Source organism: Streptomyces sp. Q2, assembly GCF_056820935.1.
In genome coordinates this window covers 31989-54611 of sequence record NZ_JBXEJE010000008.1, presented here as the reverse complement: position 1 = coordinate 54611, position 22623 = coordinate 31989, and the positions used below count along the sequence as shown (strand labels likewise).

Genomic DNA, 22623 nt, shown 5'->3' with positions numbered 1-22623 from the left:
GGGCCCTCAGCCCCAGGTGGCCGAGTAGTACCGCCGGTACGCCTTGCGGTCCTGCTCCGCCCGGATGTACCGGGTGGCCACCAGGGCGATCAGGCTGCCCGCGATGACCAGTAACCCGGGACCGACGTTCCTGCGGTCCGTGAGCCGGGACAGCAGCGGCTCGCCCGCGCTACCGCCCGCGATCGGAGCCGACGCCCCGGGTGCGGCCGCGCCGGGGGCGATGGAACTCTGTGTGGCCGAGGCCGACGGTGCCGCCGAGGGCGCCGCGCCGCCGCCCGCGGCGGGGGTCGCCACGAGCAACTGCACGTCGAGTTCGGTCAGCGCCTTCGTCACCGGCTGGAAGAACGTCGTACCGCCCGCCTGGCAGTCCCCGCTGCCGCCGGAGGTCACGCCGAGCGCGATCCCCTCGGAGAACAACGGCCCCCCGCTGTCGCCGGGTTCGGCGCACACGTTCGTCTCGATCAGGCCGGTGACCGTGCCCTCGGGGTAGTTCACCGTCGCGTTGAGCGCCGTCACCTGGCCGTCGCGCAGCCCGCTCGTACTGCCGCTGCGGAACACCCGCTGCCCGACGGACGGATCGGCCGCGCCCGTGATCTGCACTCCCTTGCCCTCGCCGATGGCCACCACGGCGGCACCGTCGCCCGCCTTGCCGTCCGCGTACTGCACCAGGGAGTAGTCGTCGCCCGGGAAGCTCTGCGTGACCGTCTTTCCGACCTGCTTGGTTCCCCCGTTGTCCGCGAACCAGACGGAACCGGTGGGTCCGCAGTGCCCGGCGGTGAGGATGAAGTCGCGTTGCCCGTCGGTCACGTTGAAGCCGGCCGAACAGCGTCCGGCGGTCGACAGAATCGGCAGCGCGCCGTTGAGACGGGGAGTGAACGTGCCCTCGGTGCGTTCCATCCGGACGAAGGCGCCGATGCCGTCCGCGACCCGCGTCATTCTGGACCAGTCCGCGGCCGAGACGGTGCTGTCCCCGCGGACCACGATCTGGTTGGTCCGGTAGTCCATCGCCCAGGCCGTTCCGGCCACCCGGGGCGCCGAACGCAGCGTCTCGGTCGCCGACTTGAGCTCGTTCATGCTGTGCGAGACGACCTTCGGCTCGGCCCCCGCGCCGCGGACCTCGGCGGCGGCCTTCTGGTCGGTGACCGCCACGACCGGCCGGCCGTCCTCGCCGATCCAGGTGCCCGCCGTACGGGAGCTCCCGAGCCGCGAGACGAGACCGGCCCCGGTGTCGGCGGCCTCCTGGGCGTACGTCCGCGGGACGGCGGCCTCCGGAGGCTCGCTCGCCATGGCCCGCGTGACCATCGTGCCTCCCAGGAGGAGTCCGCCGACGGCCGCCAGCCGTGTCACTCGCCGGACGACCCGTCGTCGTGCGTGCCTCATGCATGGCTCCCGAACCCGAACACACGGTGTGAACACCGCGGGGCCCTCCGGTCGTTGAGCACCCACCATCCATACGCGGCCGGGGACCGCCGTGTTCACGGCACACGTGATCTCTCCGAATCCGCGAGGCGGACCCCCGCCCACCACGGGCCTCAACCGGCCTCAACCGGCAGACGAAACGGCGGAGTCGACGGGTGCGGCGCCCGGCGCCGGCCGGAGCCGAGCCCAGCTGCGCTCGTCGCCCCACACGGACGCGGTACCGACGTAGGGACGCAACAGCGCGGTGAGCGCGGGATCGCCGCGTCCGTTCAGCTCGTCCGAGCCGATCCTGCGGGCGACACCGGCGAGGAAGTCGGCGAGCTGCACCCGCGGATCCTCCCGCGCGATCACCAGCCGCACCCCGTCCAGGCCGACCCCGGCCCGCCGGGCCGTCTCCTCGATCCACGCGATGCGCTCCGGCGTCAGCATGTTCTGCCGGTCGTGCACCAGCCGTACCGGGCGGCCGCCCGCGCTCCAGTGCGCGGCCGTGGCGACGATGGCGGGAAGCAGCGGGTTGAGGACCGGGATCAGCGTGGGGCCGCCGGTGACGCCCGCCCGGTAGGAGTCGGCGCGAGGCCGGGCGGCGGCGAGACGGTCGAGGATGTCCGACACGGTCGTACCGGCATACGCCCGCCGCAGGCCGTCGACCTGCTGGAAGAAGGCGTCGGCGGGCCACCCGGGCTCGCCGTCGTTCCTCACCCGCAACAACTGGTTGGCCGCCGCGAGGAACTCGCGCCACCGCTGGTCCCCGAAGGTCCGCCGTCCCTCGCGGAACAGCGTGACCGCCTCCGCCGCCTCCGGCCCGTCCGACGTACCGTCGTCGAGCAACAGGTCCACCGCCCGGTCCACGACGAAGAACGTCTTCTCGACGAGATGCACGTGCGCGTGCCCGTGGAGCGGGCCCGCGGGCGCGAGCAGCCACTCCAGTACGGCCCGGTGCTTCTCGCGCAGCAGATGGTTCGCCTTGTACTCCTCGGCGGGCGAGCGGATCCGGTCCCGTATCTCCTGCACGTGCCTCGCCGCGCACTCCACGGACAGCCGCACACTCGCGTGCGCGAACACGTCGGTGTTCCCGGCGGTGAGGTTCTCGCCGTCCGATCCCGACTCGTCGCAGGCGACCTCCAGAACACCGGCCCCGACGACGGACACCGGACGCGCTCCCCGCACCCCGTCCTCACGATTCCCGGTCACACCACAGCCCCCTATCTTGTGCCCCATGACCAGGATCCCGCACGAACCGTCCGGTGAACCGAACCCCCTGGGCGCACTCACCCTCGACCGCCTCCGACGCCGTACGAGCATGAAATGGCGCACCTACCCCGACGACGTCCTTCCGCTGTGGGTCGCCGAGATGGACGTCCCCCTCGCCCAACCCGTGATCCGCGCGGTCACCGACGCCCTCGAACTCGGTGACACCGGCTACCCGGCTGGCACCGCGTACGCCGAGGCGCTCGCCGCCTTCGCCGACAAACGGTGGGGCTGGGGCGGGCTCGCGGTGGAACGCGCCGCGATCGTCCCGGACGTGATGCTCGGGGTGGTCGAGATGATCAAACTGGTGACCGGGCCCGGTGACCCGGTCGTGGTGAACCCGCCCGTGTATCCGCCGTTCTTCCAGTTCGTCGGCCACATGGACCGGCAGGTGGTCGAGGCCCCGCTCGGCCCCGAGGGGCGCCTGGACCTCGGCGTCCTGGAGGACGCCTTCCGCCGGGTCGTCTCGGACGGTCGCCGGGCCGCCTACCTCCTGTGCAGCCCCCACAACCCGACCGGCGCCGTGCACACCGCCGCCGAACTGACCGAAGTCGCCGCCCTCGCCGCCCGCTACGGCGTGCGGGTCGTCGCCGACGAGATCCACGCGCCCCTCGTCGCCGACGGCGTGCACTTCGTGCCCTACCTGAGCGTGCCGGGCGGCGAGAGGGGCCTGTCCCTCATGTCGGCGTCCAAGGGCTGGAACCTCGCCGGTCTCAAGGCCGGGCTCGCCGTCGCGGGCCCCGCGGCCGCCGCCGACCTCGCCAGGCTGCCCGAAGAGGTCGGCCACGGCCCGAGCCACGTCGGCGTCATCGCCCACACCGCCGCCCTGCGCGACGGCACCGCCTGGCTGGACGCCCTGCTCGCCGGCCTCGACGACAACCGGCGCCTGCTCACCGACCTGCTCGCCGAGCACCATCCCGCGATCGCGTACCGCCCCGGCGAGGCCACCTACCTGGCCTGGCTCGACTGCCGCGCACTGGATCTCGGCGACGACCCGGCGGAGGTCTTCCTGCGGGGCGGCCGGGTGGCGCTCAGCTCAGGGCTCCCGTTCGGGACCGGCGGGGCCGGACACGTACGCCTGAATCTGGCGACTTCACCGGAGATCATCGAGGAGGGCGTACGGCGGATGGCGGCGGCGCTGCGCTGACGCGGGCGCGTGCGGTGCGACTCCGGGTGCTGCGGACAGCTCGGCGCGGCCGCCTCCCTCGTCCGGTCCGGTGCGGCGGCCTAGACTGCCCGCCATGGACGACACGCCGCTGGAGCGGCTCGGTGCGGGCAAGTACCTGCTGATCACCAGCTATCGGAAGAACGGAACCGGAGTCGCCACCCCGGTGTGGGTGGTCCGCGACGGGGACGCGCTCGGTGCCTGGTCCGCCGCCGACGCCTGGAAGGTGAAGCGGATCCGGGCGCGCGGTGACGTCCTGGTCGGCCCCTGCGACCTGCGCGGCAACCCGACCGGCGACCAGGTGCCCGCCACCGCCGAGATCACCGACGCGGAGACCACCGCCCGTTACCGGCGCCTGATCGCCCGCAAGTACGGCATCGTCGGCCGCCTCTCCCTCCTCGGCAGCCGACTGCGCCGGGGACTGGACGGGACCGTCGGAATCCGCGTGACGCTGTGACGTACGGGCACGCCCGGGAGGTCCGTGCGCTGTGACGCACGGGCCACCGGGCCGCACGGGCCCATGGCCGCACGCCCGCATGGACCCATGGCCGCACGGGCCCATGGCCGCACGGGCCCACGGCGGCACGGGCCCACGGCCGCACGCCCGCATGCCCGCACGGACCCACGCCCGCACGGCCGCGCGCCTGCACGGGCCCACGCCCGCACGGTGGCACGGGCCCACGCCTTGGCATGGACCCACGCCCGCACGGCGGCACGGCGGCACGGGCCCACGGCCGCGCGGGCCGTGCCCCGCACGGCCCGCGCGGTTACGACGCGTTCAGCACCGTGCCCGTCAAGACCGGGCGGTCCGGCAGCGGCTCGGCGTCGTAGTCGGTCGGCGCGAGACGCATGGACTCGGTCGGCTCGGCCACCTGGTCCTTCACGGTCGGCACGGTGAAGTCGACGCTGGTGCTCCCGGCCGGGACGCTCAACCACACCCACAGGTTCGCCTCGGACAGCGGGCGCTCCGGGTCCGGCGAGTCACCGGAGGTGTCCAGGAGCCACTGCGGGTCCACGTCCTTGGTGGACAACTCGGCGCCCCCGGCGGCCGGAAGCACCCGCACCGGCTGCCAGATCTCCAGGTCGGCGGGCACGGCCAGGGACATCCGCCAGGTCAGCGTCTCCCCCTCGGTCACCCGGTCCGCGACGGCCGTCAAGGTGATCTCGGGCTCGGGGTCGTCGTTCTGAGCGGTCACGCCGCCCCGGTGCGAGCCGACCACCGCGTTGCGCACCGCCTTCACGACGATGTCGTGCCGCACGTCGTCGGCGAAGCGCGTGTTGCCCCGCACCTCGACCGGTACGTCGATGGCGTTGCCGCCGGGCCGTACCGTCACCAGCTTGTTCGTGACGAGGTCGGTGTCCGGATCGAGGACGTACACACGGACCTGGCCGCTGCCGTGCCCGGAGATCCCGACCGGGACCCGGTAGGTGCGGGTGCCCGAGTCGCCCTCCTTGACCCCCGTCCGGCCGATGTCGACGCGCGGCAGTGCGGCCGCCTTCACCGCCGGGGTGCCGGGGGCCCAGCCCCAGGCGTCCATCAGCCAGACCTGCCCCGCAGGCGAACGGGGTGTCAGCTCAAGGGACTTGACGTGCCGAAGGTCGAGACCGGCCCGGGTGGCCGCGGTCAGCGGGACGCGGACCTCGCGCGCCCAGTAGGAGGCGGTGCGGTTGCTGCCGGGGAGTCCGTCCACCTGTACCCGGCCGAGCGTGGCCCGGCGTCCGGCGGCGTCGGTGACGGCCACGTCGAGCTTGGTGCCGGTCGTGTTCGGCGGCACGAAGACCCGCAGCGCCAGGTCCTTGGAACCGGTGAGGGAGAGCGGCTTCGCGGGGCGGACGCGAGCAGCCTCACCCGGCGCCGACCACTTCAGCGCGACCGCGCGGCGGCCGGCCTCCTGTCCCGTCTCCCACCACGCGAAGTGCGGCGAGGAACCGGCGGCCTCGGGGTCCAGACAGGCGACGGCCGGGTCGGGGTCGATCGCCGAACACAGCTTGGCGCCGGTCACCTCGACCGGGCCGTCCGGCAGGAACCCGGCACCGCGGCGCGCACCGACCGCGTGGGTCAGCACGCGGGCGGGGTCGGCCGAGGGGGCCCGCCTGCCCGAGCCGTCGAGCAGCGGACGCACCCGGTCGTCCCCGCCGACGAACAGCCGGGCCGCGGCGGCGATGTAGGTGGCGCCCGCCCGGTGCTGCTGGTCGGCGGTCAGCCGGGTCGCGGTGCCCGTGGAGCACACCGGGTCCGGCGCTTCCTCGTCCTCCCAGAAGTCGTCCCCGGCGGGCGCCTCGGCCTGGCCCGGGGTCCACTCGCTGTTGAAGTAGTTGTGGTTGGCGCCGACCATGTAGACGGCGCTGTGCAGCGCGGTGCCCCGGCTGATGCCGCGTGTCCCGTCGACGTAGACCTCGCCCTGGAGGTCGGACACGTCGCCGTCGCAGCCCGGCAGGATCGTCACCGACGGCACGTCGGCGACCGGATTCTGGCCGAAGATCGTCGGTCCGATGAGGACGGTGCCGCGCACCTTCCAGCGCACCGGGCCCCGGTAGCCGTCCTGGGCGGCGGGCGGCGGGTAGAGGCTGTCCATGGCGGCCCGGTTCACGCCCTCGCCGCCACGCGAGTGGCCGACGAGCAGGACGCGGGAGAGGTCCGTCTTCGGTGCCTCGCGCACGACGGCCGGGGCGGTGGCCCGGTGGGCGGCCCAGCCGGCCCAGCGGGCGAGGTGCTGGCGCACCAGCGACGAACGTGCCTGGGCGCCGCCGTCGTCGGCGGCCCAGTCCTGGCCGTTGATGCCGTTGGCCGAGATCGACACCGTCACATAGCCCTGGGAGGCCAGGAGTTTCTGGTCACGCAGGTAGCCCTTGTGACTGGGGATCGGCTTGTAGCCGTCCGCACAGGGCCAGTCACCGGTCACGTCGTCCTCGGCGCCCGGCTTGTAGCAGGTGGCGTGGCGGCCGTGCAGGAACAGTGCGAGCGGGCGAGTGCCGGTGGCGCCCTGCGGGGCCACCACCTCGGCGCGCATCTCGACGGGGGCGGGGAACCCGGGCAGTTTCACCGGGTCGAGGTCGTACGCGCCGGTGACCGTGCGGTAGGAGCCGGGCTTTCCGGGGTCGACGCCGCCCGCCGGTGCTGCGGCCGACGGCTGCGCGGCGGCCAGGGAACCCCGCTCGCGGGGCTGGGCGGACCTGTCGGTCGTCACATCCAACCGACGGCCGCTCGCCAGTACTTGAAGGTCCGTCAGTCGTTCCGAGCGGGCCTTGTCGAGGTCCAGCCGGAACGTCCGGCCGTCCTTTCCGGCCTTCGGCACCCCGAGCAGCCGGCCCTCGGCGTGGAACTCGACACGCGCGTCCCCCATGGGCACGGGCTTCGGCGCCCGCCAGACCAGCTCACGCGCGGCACCCTCCCCGCCGAGCCGCCAGCCCGGTGGCAGCCCGCCGTCGGCGTTCGCGCTCAACGGCCCTGTCCCGCTCAACGGCCCTGTCCCTGGTGGCTGTTGAGCCTGTGCCAGTCCGGGCGATCCCGCCAGGGCCGCCAGCACCGCCACGGCGGTCACACATATTCGCCGGGCACGGATCAATGGTTCCCCTCCTCAAAACCCAAGCGCAGGCGCCCCGTTGGTCCACGGGAGCCTCTCGCGTCACAGAGGACGGAAGGGGAGGGGCTGTGGGTTGTCTGTGAAGAGGAAATGACCGCGGCCGAGCGACGCGATCAAGCCAGCGGGAGGGTGCGGGGCCGGTCGGGATCGGGGGAGGACTAGTCGCGGACGCGGTGGGGGAAGCGCTTTCCATGAGCCGACCCACCCACCACCGCGCAGCGATCGTCGGTACCGGTCACCGCGCCCAGATGTTCACCCGGGCCCTCGCCGAACGCCCGGACCACCGCGTCGTCGCCCTGTGCGACCCGAGCCCGACCCGGATGGCCTTCCACAACCGGCTGCTCACCGAGGCCGGCGAACCCGCCGCCACCAGGTGGGAGCCCGGCCACTTCGCCGACCTGCTCGTCAAGGAGGACATCGACGAGGTCGTCGTCACCACCGTCGACGCCGAACACGACCGCTACATCGTCCCGGCCCTGAAAGCCGGCTGCCGGGTGGTCACCGAGAAACCCATGACCGTCGACGCCGAGCGCTGCGCCCGCATCCTCGACACGGTCCGCGACACCGGCAACACCCTGACCGTCGCCTTCAACTACCGCTTCAACCCCGCCCACGAGAAGGTCCGCTCCCTGCTCGCCGACGGCGCGATCGGCGAGGTCCTGTCCGTCCACTTCGAATGGCTGCTCGACGTACGCCACGGGGCCGACTACTTCCGCCGCTGGCACCGCGAGAAGCGGCACAGCGGCGGCCTCATGGTCCACAAGTCCAGTCACCACTTCGACCTGGTCAACTGGTGGCTCGCCGACCGGCCGCAGGAGGTCTTCGGCTACGGCCGGCTCGCCTTCTACGGCCGTGAGGCGGGCGAACGCCACGGACTGCGCCGCGACTACGACCGCGCCCACGGCGCCGCCCCGGCGGCCGAGGACCCCTTCGCCCTGGATCTCGCGGCCGACGACACCCTGCGCGCCCTCTACCTCGACGCCGAGCAGGACGACGGCTACGTCCGCGACCGAAACGTCTTCGACGGTCCCGTCACCATCGAGGACGACATGGCGGTCCTCGTCCGCTACGCCCGCGGCGCGACGATGACGTACCACCTGACCGCCTACTCCCCGTGGGAGGGCTACCGGGTCATGTTCAACGGCAGCGCGGGCCGCCTGGAACTCGAGGTCGAGGAGAGTCGCTGGCAGCCGCCCCGCATCCGGATCACCTCCGGCGGCGGCGCCCTGCACGGCGACACGGCCGCCGAGCACGCGGGCGGGGCACGGCTCACCCTCCGTCCGCTGTGGCGGCCCCCGGTCGACGTCCCGCTCGAAACCGCTCACGAGGCCCACGGCGGAGGCGATCCGCGCATGCTCGACGCGCTCTTCGGGGCCGCGGCCGCGGGGCCGACGGACATCGGGGCCGAAGGGCACCCGACGGCCACCGAACGCGACGGCGCTCTCGCACTGGCCGTCGGTCTGGCCGCCAACCGGTGCTTCGAGAGGGGGCGTCCAGTGGGGGTGGGGGAGGTGGTACCCGGGGTGTGAGAGCGCTGAGGCGCCGCGTCGGGAGATCCGGCCGCCGGCGCGGCGGAAGTTCCGCGGCGTTGATCCGGGCGCCGCTTCCCGCCCAGCTCCCGCTTCCCGCCCGGTCCCGCTTCCCACCCGGCGGGCGGTTCCCCACGGGTATCGACGCCCGTCAGCTCCAGGCGCGGTAGGGCTCGTCGAGCAGTTGGAAGACCGGCTCGCCCCGGACCGGGTCCTTCGCGGTGGACAGCCGGACCCGGTCCCCGCTGTGGATGCCGATGGGCGGGCCCATGACCCGGCCGCGCAGGACGAAGCCCTCGGCCATCTCGATCAGGGACACGTTCCGGGCGGCGGGGGTGTTGCGGTGCACTACCGTGGAGTGGCGGACCGTCCCGGTGCCCTCGCTGCGCTCCGTCCGCAGGTCGCTGCCCTGGCAGACCGGACACAGCAGCCGGTGGTACATGGCGGTGCCGCACCAGGTGCAGCGCTGGAAGAGGATGGTGTCCGTGTCCGCGATCCTGTGATCCGGAGTCCTCGGATCCAGTAGGCCCGTCGCGAAGCCGGCTGACTGACGGGCAACGCTTCCTGAGGGGTGGTACACGCTGGTCAACTCCCTGCGTTCGACCGGAATCCCACGTGCGCGGATCACCGTGCACGCACGTGCCCGGTCGCCGTGCCACCGTGCACGCCCTCAGAGTATGGCACTCAGTGCCACTCGTAAAGGCACTCCGTACCCCTGATCTGAAGGTGTCGGTGCGGTGCGGGGTCCCTGTTCGAGTGCGGACGTGGCAGACGTCAGTCGCGCGCGAGCGTCGTCTCGATCTCCTGGACGACCCGCCACAAGGGCGCCCCGCGCCGGGAGACGACGACCACCACGTCCTCCGGCCGCTCGTCGGCGAGAGACGCGGGAGGGCTGCCGAAGGCGGACTGCACATAGCCGAGGGCGTGGTCGACCGTCGCGCTCGCGTCGCCCTGCCCGTCCGAACGCAGCCAGGAGCGCAGCGCGTTGTTGTGGGCCGCGACCACGGCGGCGGCGACCACGTCGGCCTGCAGGGTCCCGTCGCGGCGGCCGGCGAACCGGCCCCGCAGATACTCGGCCAGCGCCCGCTCATAACGCCACACCACGGACAGTTCGTACGCGCGCAGGCCCGGCACCTTCTTGGTCAGGCGGTAGCGCTGCACGGAGAACGTCGGGTTCTCGGCGTACATCTGAAGCACCATCCGGGCCGCGTCACAGACCCGCCCCACCGGTTCGTCCCCGTCGTCGCCGGCGGCCAGGAACTCCGTCATCTCGGCCAGGCACCGCTCGTGGTCCGGGAAGACCACGTCCTCCTTGGAGGGGAAGTAGCGGAAGAAGGATCTGCGTCCGACACCGGCAAGCGCCACGATGTCGTCGACCGTGGTCTGCTCGTACCCCCGCTCCAGGAAGAGCCGGAAGGCCGCCGCGACCAGCGCGTCCCGCATGGGCGGTTTCGCGACCGCCGCCTCCGCCTTCTCACCACGACGGGGCGCCGCGCTGCTGGAGCTCATGGACGGGAAAGTAGCATCTGCCCGAGATGAATGGCACTCAGTGCACTGATATGGGGGAACTGAGTGCTCTGCCTGCCCGATATCGCCGTCGGGCGAGGTCCGCCGTCGAAAACCCCGCCCACCGGGTGTCGCGGCCGCCGCAAGCGGTGCCGTTCGTTCGGCGAACACCTGTCGCATACGATCGGCTCCCCGCGCCACCGAGGAGTCCCGCATGCCGCCCGCCCGCCCCCGTCTCCTGTACGTCACCGACCTGGCGTACCAGGCACGCGGGCGCCGCTACTGCGACGAGGACATCTTCCTCACTTCCCGTCTGCGCGAGGACTTCGACCTCGCTCTGTGCCACCCGCGGGACGCGGCCGTGCTGATGGACGCCTTCGACGCCGTCGTCGTCCGCAACAGCGGTCCGGTCCTGGCCCACCAGGAGGCGTACGACGCGTTCCGCGCGCGGGCTCTCGCCGGCGGTGTCCGTGTCTACAACCAGCTCTCCGGCCGGGCCGACATGGTCGGCAAGCAGTACCTGCTCGAGCTGAGCGCGGCCGGACACCCGGTCATCCCCACCGTCGACCGCCCGGAGGACCTGCACCGGCTGCCCGAGACGGAGCGGTACGTCGTCAAGCCCAAGCTCGGCGCCGACTCCGTGGGCCTGCGGATCGTCACCGCCGACGCCGTGCCTGACCTGACGGACGGGACCGTCCTGGTGCAGCCGTGCATCGACTTCACCTACGAGGTGTCCTTCTACTTCGTCGACGACGACTTCCAGTACGCCCTGTACGCGCCCCACCCGGACCGGCGCTGGCAGCTGGAACCGTACGAACCCGCCGCGGACGACCTGGAGTTCGCCCGGCGGTTCATCCAGTGGAACGCCATCGACCACGGCATCCAGCGGGTCGACGCCTGCCGTGCCCCGGGCGGGGAACTCCTGCTCGTCGAGCTGGAGGACCTCAACCCCTACCTGTCCCTGGACGCCCTCGGCGACCAGGGCAGGGACGCCTTCGTCGGCGCGATGAAGGCGTCCCTGCACCGGTTCCTCGCCGCGGAACCGCACGCGGTCACCCCGGCCTGACGCCGAGGGCTCTCCTCCCAGGCGGGTATCGCAGCCGCGGGCGCTGAACTCCCCGTGCGGCGGACGCGTATCACTCCCCGGGGGATGCCGGCGGTCCCTGCGCAGGGGACGGAAGGAGAGCTGTATGCCGACACCGACCGATCGCGGGCAGCCGCCCGAGCGACCCGACGGCGAGCCGCTCGAACCGGTCAGGGTGCTGCGTCCTCGCAACACCGACGCCCTCGCGGAGCTCATCAGGGAGTTCCGGGAGCAGAGCGGGGAATACCGGGATCAGAGCGGGGAGTACCGCGAGCCCGCCGACGGCTATGAGGTGGTGGCCCTGCCTCGCCCCGAGGCGGAGACGCAGGAACTGCCCCCCGTCACCGGCCCCGGACGGGTGTCGCCGCGCGGCGGCCCCCCGGCGCGGCCAGACGGCCGTCCGGCGACGGGAGTCGGCCGTACGGCGAGGGGCGGTGGCTACCCGGTACGGGGCGGCGGCCCCGTCGGTCGAGTGCCCGGCCTGCGGCGCACCACCGTCGTGGCTGCCGTGGCCGCGGCGGCGCTGGTCGGCTTCGGCTGCGCGTTCCTGCTGCCCGGCCGGAGCGACGCCGAAGCGGCCCAGCCCTCGCCCCCCTCCACGACCGCGTCCGCTCCCGCCGCGCCCGCCCCCACCTCCTCGGCCGCCACCGACCCCGACGGGCCGGGCACCCTCCGCGAAGGAGCCGTCGGCCCGGAGGTGAGCGACCTCCAGCAACGCCTCCTGCGCATCCCGGACGTCTACGACCACGGCTCCACCAACGGCAGCTACGACGCCGACCTGACCGAGGCGGTGGCCCGCTTCCAGGTCTGGTACGGCATCCGCGGCGACGAGACCGGCGTCTACGGCGACGACACCCGACTCGCACTGGAATCCCGTACCGGCGGATGACGGGAGGCCGTCCGGACGGCTCGTCCACGAGTGAGGACCGTTCGCCCACACGTCCGGACGGCGGGGGCGGCCGTGCCGTGGTCACCTGAAACCGGGGTACCCACGCATGACGTCCACCGAACGGGAGCGATGCGAGCATGGCGGGTATGGACGCGTTCACCGACCGGCTGAACCCGGACATGTGCGTGGTGACCGCCACGGCGGGCGGGGAACGGGCGGGCTGCCTGGTCGGGTTCGTCTCCCAGTGCTCCATGCGCCCGGTGCGGTTCGTGGTGTGGCTGTCCAAGGTGAACCGCACCTACCGCGTCGCACGGGACGCGCCGCTCCTCGCCGTGCACCTGCTCACCCGCGAGCAGCGCGACCTGGCCGAGCTGTTCGGCGGGCGGACCGGCGACACGACGGACAAGTTCCAGCACGTCGGCTGGCGGGAGGAGCACGGCGGGGCGGCCGTCCTGGACGACGCGGCGGCCTGGTTCGTCGGCGCGGTCGTGCTGCGTGCCGACGGGGGAGACCACGTCGGTTTCGTCCTCGACCCGGTGGCCTGGGGCGAGCGCGAAGGGGCCGGTGACGGGCCGCTGCTGCGCCTCGACGACACCCTCACCATCGCGCCCGGTCACCCGGTGGACTGACCTTCGGCCCCGGTACTCGAACACCGGGCAACGCGTCGGGAAAGTGCTGGCGGGCACGGAGCGGCTGCCGTCACGATGGGCAGCTCCCTGTGCGAGGGACCAAGCACCACCCGAACCGAAGGCCACGCCGATGAGCGGCTCCCGTATCCCGGGCCTGGTACTGCCCGCCGTGTTCCTGCTGGCCTTCGTCGTGGGCGCGTTCTGGTACTGGCGACATCGCGGGGACGAGTGAACGACGACCCGAGCCGCCCCCGGTCGCCCCTCACTCCGGCTCGGAGGGCACCCGGATGTCGACCACGCAGACGTCGTCCCGCCGCTCGCCCTCGAGGACCGCGGCGAGCAGCGGGCTCAACGAGCCGGGCTCGTCCGTGTGGTGGGCGACGACCGACTCGGCGAGCCGTGTCAGGCCCTGGTCGATGCCCTCGGTGGGCCGCTCGACCAGCCCGTCCGTGTACAGGACGAGCCGGTCTCCGGGCTCCAGGCGGCACTCGGCCTCCTCGAAGACCGGCGAGGAGCTCGCCCCGATCAGCATTCCGCGCGGGCGGTCCAGATAGCGCACCTCGCCGTCGCGCAGCAGCAACGGCGGGGGATGGCCCGCCTGCGCCCACACCAGCCGGCGATCGCCGGGGCTGTAGCGGGCCAGGACCATGGTCGCGGTGCCGTGCGAGTCACGGGAGTGCAGCAGCAGCGCGTTGAGGCGGCTGAGCGCACCGGTCAGCGACGATCCGGTGATGACCATGCCCTTCGCGGTGAAGCGCAGCTGCGCCATCGTGGCGACGGCGCCGATGCCGTGCCCCGCGACGTCGCCGACCACGAACAGGGCGTCGCCGTCGGGCAGTTCGATGGCGCTGAACCAGTCGCCGCCGACATGGATGCCCGACTGGGCGGGCAGATAGGCCACTTCGACGCGCAGGCCGGCCAGCCGCACCGGCCGGGTGGGCAGCGGCAGCAGCGCGTGCTGCAGCCGGGTGGCCAGCGTCCGCTCGGCGCGCAGCACGCCGTGCTGGGTCAGGATCTCCTGCTCGCTCTCCACCAGGGCGAGTTCCGCGATGCGCTGTGCGGTGAGGTCCTGCACAAAGCCGTGCACCTCGACGGGTGTGCCGTCGGCGGCCGACACCGCCTCGGCGACGGCCCGCAGGTGCCGGACCCCGTCGGCCGTCCTGATCCGGAACGGGATGTCGAACCGGCACCCGTCGTGCACGAGTTCCCGGATGGAACGGATCAGCACCGGCACGTCCTCGGGCAGCGCAAGGCCCGGGAGATCGGTGAGCTGGACCGGGCCGCGCGCGGGGTCCCGGTCGAGGATGTCGTAGACCTGGGACGACCAGTTGACCTCGTGCGTGACCAGGTTCCAGGTCGCCCAGCCCAGGTTGCCCAGCCGCTGTACGTCCGCCAGCCGCTGCTCCTGCCGGTCCGAGGAGTCCTGCCGGACCCAGGCCAGGATCAGCCCGTCGCCGAGCCGTGCCGCCCGCATGGAATACGTCGAGAGCTCGGCGCTGCCGGCCACGACCTGATGGTGGGCGAACGGCGGGCCCTCGAACGGCTCCCCGGTCGCCAGCGTGCGCAGGCATCCCTGCCACAGCTCCTCGCCCGCCATGCTGGGGAAGCACTCCAGGATCCGGTGGCCCACCAGCTCGTGGCCGGTACGGCCGACGATGTCGGCGGCGTCCGGTGTCGCCGCGTCGATGCGGTAGTCCTCCACCTCCCCCGAGGAGGCGGTCAGCGGTGACAGCAGCATCGCCGCACCCGGCAGTGCGTCGAACACCACCTGGACGGCACGGTCCGCGGCGTACTCCGGCCGGGCTCCGAAGGCCCGAAGCCGGCCCGCGCAGAGCCGGGCGACCGCCCGCAACAGCCGGCGGACCGACGGGGTGAAGGGCCCGCCGCCCTCGCGCAGGACGCCGATGCAGACCTCGGCCGTGTCCCCGGCCGGCACCGGCAGCCAGGCGCGGGAGCGCCAGCGCTCCGGCGGGTCCCCGATGAGCAGGTACCGCTCCCGGTCCGTGTCGATGTCCTCCAGCCAGCGCGGCTCGTGCGCGCGGAGCGCGTCCAGGGCGGCGATCCCGGCCAGCGGGGGCACCCGACGCCACTGCGTGGCCAGCGTGTCGTCGACCCCGGAGTGTCCGACGAGTTCCAGCCCCCCGGCGGGCAGGTGCTGAAAGATCATGACCGCGTCGGCGCCCACCTCGGTCCTCAGGTGCTCCAGCAGACAGCGGGCGAGGTCCTGCGGGGTGCCGACGCGGACCAGGGCCTCGCCGAGCCGGCCGAGCGCGACGAAGGGGGCGTCCGTACCGCCGGGGCCGTCGGCGTCGAGCGTGTTCCGGGTGCCCGGCGCACCGGGCCCGTGGGCGTCGGTGGGGAGAGCGGGGGAGGCGGAGGCGGAGGACCCGGCGGTCTCGGGCTGCGCTGCGGCATGCCGCAGCGGGGGCACCAGCTCGCCGAGGGTGATCCAGCACTCCTCCAGCAGCGAGCGGTTCGCGGCCTTGGCGCGCTGCTGCAGCTCCTCGCCGGCGGCGTTCGGCGTGCAGCCGGTCAGCGCCATCAGCACACCCTTGGCCCGTTCCAGAACGGCTGACATCGCCGCCTGGTCACGCAGCCGGTCCATCTCGGCGCGCTGACGGGCGACAACCTTCGCCAGCGCTGCCATGTCGGGCGCGGCGCCGGGCTCGGGGCTGGCGGGCTCGCTGGTCACGCGTTGAGCATGGCATACCGGGGCCGTATCGATCGCCGACTTGTGCGCGCGGATCGCACGCACCCGTGAAGCCGGGGGACGGCGGGCCCGGCGCCTGGCCCGCCGTCCCGCCGGAGGGGGCGTCCGTCAGCGGTCCGGCGGCGGGTACAGCCACAGCCGCAGCAGGCGGCTCAGCAGTGGCATGACCAGGTACGTCAGTACCGGCAGCAGCACGACCGGGAACACCGCGGCGCGCAACGGCAGGGGCCAGGTCATCGTGTGCGGTGCCACCAGCCACTGGATGAGGAGGGTGAACGGATAGGCGCCGAGGAAGGTGGTGAGCACCATCTTCCACCGGTGCGGGGCCCGCACGGTGGTGCCCGGAAGAGCGAACCAGGTCTCCATCCCGGTCGTCGACTGCCGCTCACTGCCGATCTCCGTCGCGATCCGCTCGATCCTCTCGTGCCACGTGGCCCGCTCGTCCGACTCCAGCCAGGCGGCGAGCCGGTGCGGATCGGACCAGCGCAGCACCGCGTGGAAGCGGTGACCGTCCTCGGGCCGCAGCCAGGAGACACCCTCGTTGCCGGGGAAGCGTCTGGCGCAGCGGGTGATCCCGTGCGTCCACTGCTCGAACTCCTGCTCGTGGCCGGGGCGCACCTGCCAGGTGAGGACCGTGGTGACCGGGTCGCCCCGCCGTACGTCGGTGGTGCTCATGCTCATCACGTGTGCCACGTGAGACGCGCCTCATGCCCCCGCGCCGTGTGCCGGTACCGGTACCGGGTCGCGCATCACGCGCCGGGTCGCGGGCCGGACAGCCGACGCACGCGCCGTGTCAGCGTCCGTGTCCGTGCTCGATCAGAGCCTGGGTGACCGCCCGCACGCTGCGGGCGATGTGCTGCAACTGCAGGACCTCCGCCGCGTACAGCTTGATCGTGTGCTCGATGACCGACTCCGGAAGACCGAGTCCCGGCAGGTCGGCGCGTGCGGTCTGCAGGGCGGTGCGGGCGACCCGCACTTCCTGCTGGACCTGGATCTGGGCGTGCCGGGCGAGCAGGACGGGGTGGCGGATGAGAGCCGGGTAGCTGGCATAGCGTGCCGGCACCAGTTCGCGCAGCCACTTGGCCGCCGAGCGCTCCCAGTCGTAGCTGCCGGGGTTCTTCACCTGACACGGCCAGTCCGGGCTGATCCGCTTGGTGGTTCGCGTGGTCGTCAGGGTCATGGTCATCGCTTCCGGGTGTGCGTCGTCGTGCGGGGTGGTCCGACGGGGTGGCGCGGCCCCGGTCCAGGGGATGACCGGGGCCGCCACGGGCGCTCGCGCAGGCGATGCCCGACCGAACACCCTGGGCGCCGACGCGGGTAGGAATCGGCGGCTTCAGGTGTCCGTGCAGTGGTCCGCGACGTAGGACGGTGCCCGCGCGGCGTGTGGTGCGGCAGGCGCATGAGCGGACCGTCGTCTCTGTGCGGGCGGATGCGGGTGCGGAACGTGTGTCCCGGAATGGCCGGGGGTGCGATCCGTGAGCAGTATTTATATATGCCGTCCGCTTTGCAAGAAGCATGAAAACATTCATGCGCGGTATGAGACGAATGGTCCCCGTGTGTCCGATGTAGGGGTGGCGGGTCAGTCCCGCAGGAAGAACTGGTGCTGGTCGGAAATGTGCTCGTAGTCCTCGAGCCGGGCCTGCGTGCGTTCCGGGTCGGCGTCGGTCATGGCCTGCAGCAGCGCGGCGGCCATGACGCCCGGCGCGGCGTAGGAGTCGAAGACCAGACGGGACCCGGTACCGGTGGCGAAAACGGCGTCCGCCTCGTCGGCCACCGGTCCGAGCGCCAGGTCGGTGACCAGCGCCACCTTGAGGCCGGCGCTGCGCGCGACCCGTACCGCGGTCAGGGTCTCCTGGGCGTGCCGGGGCATCGAGAACGCCAGCACCCAGGTACCGCCCGCCTCGCGCGACTGGAGCAGGGCGTCGTAGGCGACGCTGCCGCCCCGGGTGACCAGCCGCACGTCCGGGTGGACCCGGCGGGCCGCGTACGCGAAGTACTCGGCCAGGGACGCCGAGATGCGCAGGCCCAGGATGGTCAGCGGGGTCGACCGGGACAGCTTGCGGCCGACGTCGATCACCTGGTCGGGGTCGGCGAAGTCGCGCCGCAGGTTCTCCAGGTTGTCGATCTCGGCGTCGACCGCCGCCTGGAGTTCGTTGCTGCCGTTCTCCTCCGCCGCGGGGGGACCGCCGGCGAGGGTGGCGAGCGCGATCGACTGGAGCCTCTCCCGTAGCGCGGGGTAACCGCTGAAGCCCACCGCCGCGGCGAAGCGCGTCACCGACGGCTGGCTGACGCCGACGCGCTCCGCGAGATCGGTGATCGAGAGGAAGGCAGCCTCGGTGATGTGCTCGATCAGGTACTGGGCGATGCGGCGCTGCCCAGGGGACAGCCGGGGCCGGTCGAACAGGCCCCTGAGCTGGGAAGTCGGGGAGACCTCCGCCTCCGGCGCGGTCTTCCCCGAGGTGATCGCGGATGCCTGGGCGCGTGCCTGCTGCGGCGATGGCACGGCTGCGCCTCCTTTGTCTCCCACAGTGCCTCAACATAGCTCACGCACCGTGGTGACCAGCGGCTTGAGCGCAAGCCCCAGAGGACCGGCCCGGGAGCGAGGGATCGAGCCGCCGAAAGGACGGATACGGTCGCGCCGGTCGGGAACCCGCCCCGGCGACAGCGCTTCGACGACGATCTTCGAAGCCGGCAAACGCACCAACTCTTCGGCAGGTGAGAGGCGAATGAGCGCACTCAGCGCGGTGGAACAGGCCCTGGAGAACCGGTGGGAGGCGCTGTGGGCGCGGGTCTTCGACAAGGAACCCGTCGAGCTCCTCGACGCGTTGCGACGCGAGTGCGACAGCAACGCGGTGGTGTGCAGCGAGACCCGTGTCGTGGTCCCCAACGCCTATGACATCGAACTCGCCGACTCCGTCCACGACGAGCTCTCGCGCCGGGGGACCAACGTCGGCCAGGTGCTCACCGACAGTCTGATGCGGCACGCCGAACACAAGGGCTACGAGTGGGCCGGCCCGCTCGCCGTGCACATCACCAGGTCGGCGCATGTGCCCAACGGCCGGTACCGGCTGGCCAGCAGCGTGATGACGCATGTGAGCGCCGACGGTTTCCAGTACGCGGCCCGCTAGGAGCGGACGTCAGCGGCGGTAGATCGTGATCGAATGACCGACCTGGTCGATCGCGCGACCGCTGTCGATCAACTCGGCCAGCTCGCCCTTCGCTTTGGCAATCGAGGAGTTCGACACGACCAGCAGTCCGCGCACTTCGCGCCGGGGCGCCGCGAGGGGATCGGATGAGTCGATGCCGTAAGCCGACGGCACGCCGCTGCCCTTGTACACGAGCCAGATCCGCTCGCCCCGGTACCGCTCCCGCAGCCGGTCGGCGAGCCGGCCGAGATCCTGGCCCCAGTCGACGTTGGAGTCGTGCAGCCTGAGCCGGGTCTTGGCCGGACCGCCGAACGCCTCGTTGGAGTACGGCAGATAGTAGGGGTACGTCCGCACGGAGCTGACGGCGACGAACAGCACCAGCGCCCCCGTCACCACCGGCGTCCACCGCCACCGCGGGACCAGGACGCAGCCCGCCGCCACCGCCAGGAACATCGGCAGGAAGACGGCGTACCGGGTGCCGAGGTCCCTCGCCCCCGTCATGGCCGCCGCCAGCAACACCGCGGCCGGCAGCAGCAGATACGGCGCCACGGGACGCAGCCGGCGTACCGCCACCACCACGACGGCACCGGCCGTCCACAGCGCGAGCATGCCGAGCGGCGTCTTCACCAGCAGCGCCACCGGCAGGTAGTACCACAGGGACCCCTCGTACACCCGGCCGAGCAGAAAGCCCTCCCACGGACGGTTCTCCAGGCTGAACTGGATCCGCATGCCGTCCCGGTACGCGTCCGGGAACGGCAGCAACTGCACCAGCAGTCCCCGCCGCCCGTGCACGACGGGCACGTACTGCTGCGGCGACCAGCGCAGCCGTGGATCGACGGCCAGATACGACGCCCATACGACGGCCACGGCGACCAGCGCCACGACGACGGCGCCCCCGGCCGCCCGCAGCAGCTTCCCGCGCCGGTCCGGTGAACCCCGCTCCGCGCACCACACCGACACGGCGGCCAGCACCAGCAGGACCGGTAAGGCCGCCAGCGCGCTCATCTTCGTGGCCAGGGCCGCTCCGAGCGCCGCTCCGGCGAGCGGCAGACACAGCCGAGGCCGCCTGCGCGCCCGCCACAGCAGCCACACCGACGTCAGCAGGAACCCGGCCATCGGCACGTCGAGCGTGGCCAGCGAGCCGTGGGCGATGACGTCGGGAGAGAAGGAGTACAGGGCGAGCGCCGCCAACCCGCCGACCGGACCGGCGAGTTCACGGGTGAAGGCGAAGACGACGAGCCCGAACAGCAGCGTCAGCGCGATCACCGGAAGACGGGCCCACAGCATCAGCCGCCAGGGGTCGTTGCCGGACTCGTACAACAGGTGCCGGCCGAGGCTGCCCTGGCCGCCGGTGAAGGACGGATCGACGTGCGGGTCGGCCAGGGCCACCCCGGCGGCGATGACCAGCTTCCCCAGCGGCGGATGCTCGGGGTTGCAGCGCACACGGTGTTCGTGCAGGTAGTCGGCGGCCGTTGCCACGTACACCGGCTCGTCGATGGTGGGGGTCTGCTGGACGGCGGTGGTCACCATCGCGGCGGCCATGTGGGCGAGCAGCATGACCACGAGGAGCGGCACCAGTCGGCGCCGCCAGGACGGCGATCGCCCCTGGGGCCGCGCGTCGAGCACCTCGGGGGCCGGGTCCAGGGCCGGGTCCCGTTCGCGCGTCATCATCCGCCCCGCGGTGACACCGGGCGGGCGGTGGCGGGAGCGATCCGGCGGCGTCTCATGCGCCTACTCTGCATCAGCTCCCGCCACCGGGGGCGTTACCGCTTCAGGAGTCGTACCGACAGACCTTCCGCCGTGTAGAGGGGTACGGCCCGCAGGGTGTCGGAGTTCAGCTCGACGCGGTCGAACTGGCCGCGCAGCACCGGGGCGCCGAGCACGCGGACCGTACTGCCCGCGACGGGCGGCCTGTTGGCGTCGAGGCGCAGGGACAGGGAGCTGCCCCGGCCGAGCACCGCACGGCGCGTGACCTCCAGGACCGGCTCCTGGCCCGAACGCAGCGTCACCTGAAGGGTGCCGGATTCCTGCGCGTATGTGCCGTGGACCTGCAGCGACTTGCCGAGCTGCAGCGTCCCGCCGGTCACCGTCACGCCACCGTGGCCCAGCGCGTGAGCCGAACCGGCGACCAGCACACCGTCCTCCAGCACGGTGCCGCCCGTGTACCGGTTGTGGCCCGTCAGGGTCAGCGTGCCGCTGCCACGCTTGGTGAGACCACCCTCGCCGTCGATGTCGTTGCGCCAGCTGTCGGCCGCCTTGAAGCCGCCGGCCGCCGCGTCGAGCGTGACGGTCACGTCGGAGTCGAAGGATCCGTAACCGTCCGCCGCGGCGAACAGGTTCAGCCGCCCCCACTGCTCGAAGCCGTCCAGCAGGACGTAGCCCGAGGGCAGCGCGGTCGTCCGCAGTACGTCACGGCGCTGGGCCGCGTCGAGGTACGGCAGTCGCGTCTCCAGCAGCACCTCCGCGCCCTTCGGCACGGTCAGCGGCTCGTCGCGGCCGCGCCGGGTCAGCACGTAGGTCAGCCGGGGCCTGACGGCACGTTCGTTGGCGTCGCGGTCGGCGTACGGGTCGGAGCCGTCCGCGTGGGCGTAGGTGTACAGCGTGTCCGCGGTGGTGCCGGTCTTCTCCTGGAAGTACGCCAGGGCCTGGGCACGCGCCGCGGCCTTGAGGCCGGCGTTCGCCGGGTCGGCCAGCGCGGCGGCGGCCAGGGCGGTGGCCATGATCCGGCCGCTGAGGACGTCGACCGTGGAGTGCATGCCCGCCATGATGCGGGTGTGGCTCAGCTCGAAGGCGCGCGTCACCAGCTCCTGGAACCGCTCGGGCACCGCGTAGGCGAAGGCCAGGGCCGCCAGGTGGAAGGCGTTGGTGTGACCGCTGGGGTAGCCGCCGTCGTCGGTCGGGGACGTGCCGCGCTGCCGCAGCAGCTGGGTCACGACGACCACGTCCGAGTCGTAGACCGGGTAGCCGAGCGCGTCCTTCGCCCCGGTGTCGACGACCTGGCTGTCCTCGTTCATGCGCCACGGACGCGGGTACTGGAAGGCGTACTTGCCGGGGTTGCCCGAGGCGAAGGGGCCGCGCACCGTGTCGACCAGCTTGGCGACCTGGCCGAGCGCCGAGTCGTAGGAGCCCGCGCCGAGGGCGGATCCCGCGGGGGCGCCGGCCGGGACGGCGTCGCTGATCGTGGTGGCGGGGACGCCCTCGGGGGCGCTGGTGATCGAGGTGACCGCCTTGGCGCCCGCCCGGTACAGGTCGGCCAGCGGGCCGAGGCCGCCGATCATCGCGTAACTCTGGTGCTGGCGGTCGTAGACGAACGCCTCCCTGGCCTGCGCCTCCGTGCGCGCGGCGGTGGTCCGGGCGCAGTAGCGCATGTTGGCGCGCAGCACCTCGGGCATCAGCGGGGTGCCGGTGTTCCAGGCGTCGCCGGTCTTCCACACCTCGGCCATGCCACCGAGGATCCGGACCACAGCGTTGGTCTCGGGCGTCAGGTTCGTCAGGACGTTCGTCTTGTAGTCGTCGACGAAGGGGGCGAAGGCCGTGGCCGCCTTCGCGTCCGTGGCGGCCAGCCAGGTGGCGAGCGTGGGAGCGGCCAGCACCCCGGCCGAGGCGCCCAGCGACGTCTTGAGGAACCCCCTTCGGTTCACGGCGCGTTCACGGACCGACGAGGGGGAGCTGTGCCCGGCTGGTGACGGCATGCGTCTGCCTCTCTTGAGTTCA

18 protein-coding genes are annotated in these 22623 nt (G+C 72.7%); 7 read left to right on the top strand and 11 right to left on the bottom strand.

Annotated features, from left to right (window positions below):
* Nucleotides 1-6 precede the first annotated feature (6 nt).
* A complete protein-coding gene (locus ACWBNA_RS10660) occupies nt 7-1380 on the bottom strand; it encodes a S1 family peptidase (RefSeq protein WP_482704033.1) in 1374 nt (457 codons plus the stop codon).
* A 162-nt stretch (nt 1381-1542) separates the two neighbouring features.
* Nucleotides 1543-2610 (bottom strand): hypothetical protein, encoded by a 1068-nt coding sequence (locus ACWBNA_RS10655; RefSeq protein WP_482704032.1) that lies wholly within the window; start codon nt 2608-2610, stop codon nt 1543-1545.
* Nucleotides 2611-2635: 25 nt separating this feature from the next.
* Here ACWBNA_RS10655 and ACWBNA_RS10650 point away from each other — a divergent pair, with 25 nt between their 5' ends.
* The gene (locus tag ACWBNA_RS10650) at nt 2636-3814 is read left to right on the top strand and encodes a MalY/PatB family protein (RefSeq protein ID WP_482704031.1); all 1179 of its coding nucleotides are present in this window, start codon (nt 2636-2638) and stop codon (nt 3812-3814) included.
* Nucleotides 3815-3908: 94 nt separating this feature from the next.
* Entirely contained in the window at nt 3909-4289 is a 381-nt protein-coding gene (locus ACWBNA_RS10645; protein ID WP_482704030.1) for a PPOX class F420-dependent oxidoreductase, read from the top strand.
* A 310-nt stretch (nt 4290-4599) separates the two neighbouring features.
* Here ACWBNA_RS10645 and ACWBNA_RS10640 read toward each other — a convergent pair whose 3' ends face one another.
* Complete coding sequence (locus ACWBNA_RS10640) at nt 4600-7398, bottom strand: dienelactone hydrolase family protein (protein ID WP_482704029.1); 2799 nt, start codon at nt 7396-7398, stop codon at nt 4600-4602.
* A gap of 209 nt (nt 7399-7607) precedes the next feature.
* On the opposite strand from ACWBNA_RS10640, the gene ACWBNA_RS10635 reads away from it, so the two are divergent.
* On the top strand, nt 7608-8945 hold the full coding sequence (locus ACWBNA_RS10635; protein WP_482704028.1) for a Gfo/Idh/MocA family protein: 1338 nt from the start codon (nt 7608-7610) through the stop codon (nt 8943-8945).
* Nucleotides 8946-9096: 151 nt separating this feature from the next.
* On the opposite strand, the gene ACWBNA_RS10630 is transcribed toward ACWBNA_RS10635, so the two are convergent.
* Entirely contained in the window at nt 9097-9525 is a 429-nt protein-coding gene (locus ACWBNA_RS10630; RefSeq protein ID WP_482704027.1) for a Zn-ribbon domain-containing OB-fold protein, read from the bottom strand.
* A gap of 194 nt (nt 9526-9719) precedes the next feature.
* The gene (locus ACWBNA_RS10625) at nt 9720-10454 is read right to left on the bottom strand and encodes a TetR family transcriptional regulator (RefSeq protein WP_482704026.1); all 735 of its coding nucleotides are present in this window, start codon (nt 10452-10454) and stop codon (nt 9720-9722) included.
* 211 nt (nt 10455-10665) lie between these two features.
* Here ACWBNA_RS10625 and ACWBNA_RS10620 point away from each other — a divergent pair, with 211 nt between their 5' ends.
* The 3 genes from ACWBNA_RS10620 (at nt 10666) to ACWBNA_RS10610 (ending at nt 13053) form a co-directional block, all read left to right on the top strand.
* Nucleotides 10666-11517, top strand: a complete 852-nt coding sequence (locus ACWBNA_RS10620) for an ATP-grasp domain-containing protein (protein ID WP_482704025.1) — start codon at nt 10666-10668, stop codon at nt 11515-11517.
* A 124-nt stretch (nt 11518-11641) separates the two neighbouring features.
* Nucleotides 11642-12424: a peptidoglycan-binding domain-containing protein gene (locus tag ACWBNA_RS10615; RefSeq protein ID WP_482704024.1), complete on the top strand. Its 783-nt coding sequence runs from the start codon at nt 11642-11644 to the stop codon at nt 12422-12424.
* A gap of 137 nt (nt 12425-12561) precedes the next feature.
* Entirely contained in the window at nt 12562-13053 is a 492-nt protein-coding gene (locus ACWBNA_RS10610; RefSeq protein WP_482704023.1) for a flavin reductase family protein, read from the top strand.
* A gap of 262 nt (nt 13054-13315) precedes the next feature.
* Here the strand turns inward: ACWBNA_RS10610 and ACWBNA_RS10605 are convergent, their stop codons facing one another.
* From ACWBNA_RS10605 to ACWBNA_RS10590, 4 genes are all read right to left on the bottom strand, one after another.
* Nucleotides 13316-15700 carry a SpoIIE family protein phosphatase gene (locus tag ACWBNA_RS10605; protein ID WP_482704183.1) on the bottom strand — a complete coding sequence of 795 codons (2385 nt, stop codon included), beginning with the start codon at nt 15698-15700 and terminating at the stop codon, nt 13316-13318.
* A 171-nt stretch (nt 15701-15871) separates the two neighbouring features.
* On the bottom strand, nt 15872-16438 hold the full coding sequence (locus ACWBNA_RS10600) for an antibiotic biosynthesis monooxygenase (RefSeq protein ID WP_482704022.1): 567 nt from the start codon (nt 16436-16438) through the stop codon (nt 15872-15874).
* A gap of 118 nt (nt 16439-16556) precedes the next feature.
* Nucleotides 16557-16949, bottom strand: a complete 393-nt coding sequence (locus ACWBNA_RS10595; RefSeq protein WP_217237912.1) for a hypothetical protein — start codon at nt 16947-16949, stop codon at nt 16557-16559.
* Nucleotides 16950-17342: 393 nt separating this feature from the next.
* Nucleotides 17343-18266: a MurR/RpiR family transcriptional regulator gene (locus ACWBNA_RS10590; RefSeq protein WP_482704021.1), complete on the bottom strand. Its 924-nt coding sequence runs from the start codon at nt 18264-18266 to the stop codon at nt 17343-17345.
* A gap of 223 nt (nt 18267-18489) precedes the next feature.
* Here ACWBNA_RS10590 and ACWBNA_RS10585 point away from each other — a divergent pair, with 223 nt between their 5' ends.
* Nucleotides 18490-18891: a DUF3662 domain-containing protein gene (locus ACWBNA_RS10585; RefSeq protein ID WP_482704020.1), complete on the top strand. Its 402-nt coding sequence runs from the start codon at nt 18490-18492 to the stop codon at nt 18889-18891.
* 9 nt (nt 18892-18900) lie between these two features.
* Here ACWBNA_RS10585 and ACWBNA_RS10580 read toward each other — a convergent pair whose 3' ends face one another.
* Both ACWBNA_RS10580 and ACWBNA_RS10575 read right to left on the bottom strand, forming a co-directional pair.
* Nucleotides 18901-20580 carry an ArnT family glycosyltransferase gene (locus tag ACWBNA_RS10580; RefSeq protein WP_482704018.1) on the bottom strand — a complete coding sequence of 560 codons (1680 nt, stop codon included), beginning with the start codon at nt 20578-20580 and terminating at the stop codon, nt 18901-18903.
* A 92-nt stretch (nt 20581-20672) separates the two neighbouring features.
* Nucleotides 20673-22601, bottom strand: a complete 1929-nt coding sequence (locus tag ACWBNA_RS10575; RefSeq protein ID WP_482704017.1) for a phosphatase PAP2 family protein — start codon at nt 22599-22601, stop codon at nt 20673-20675.
* Between the last annotated feature and the right edge of the window lie 22 nt (nt 22602-22623).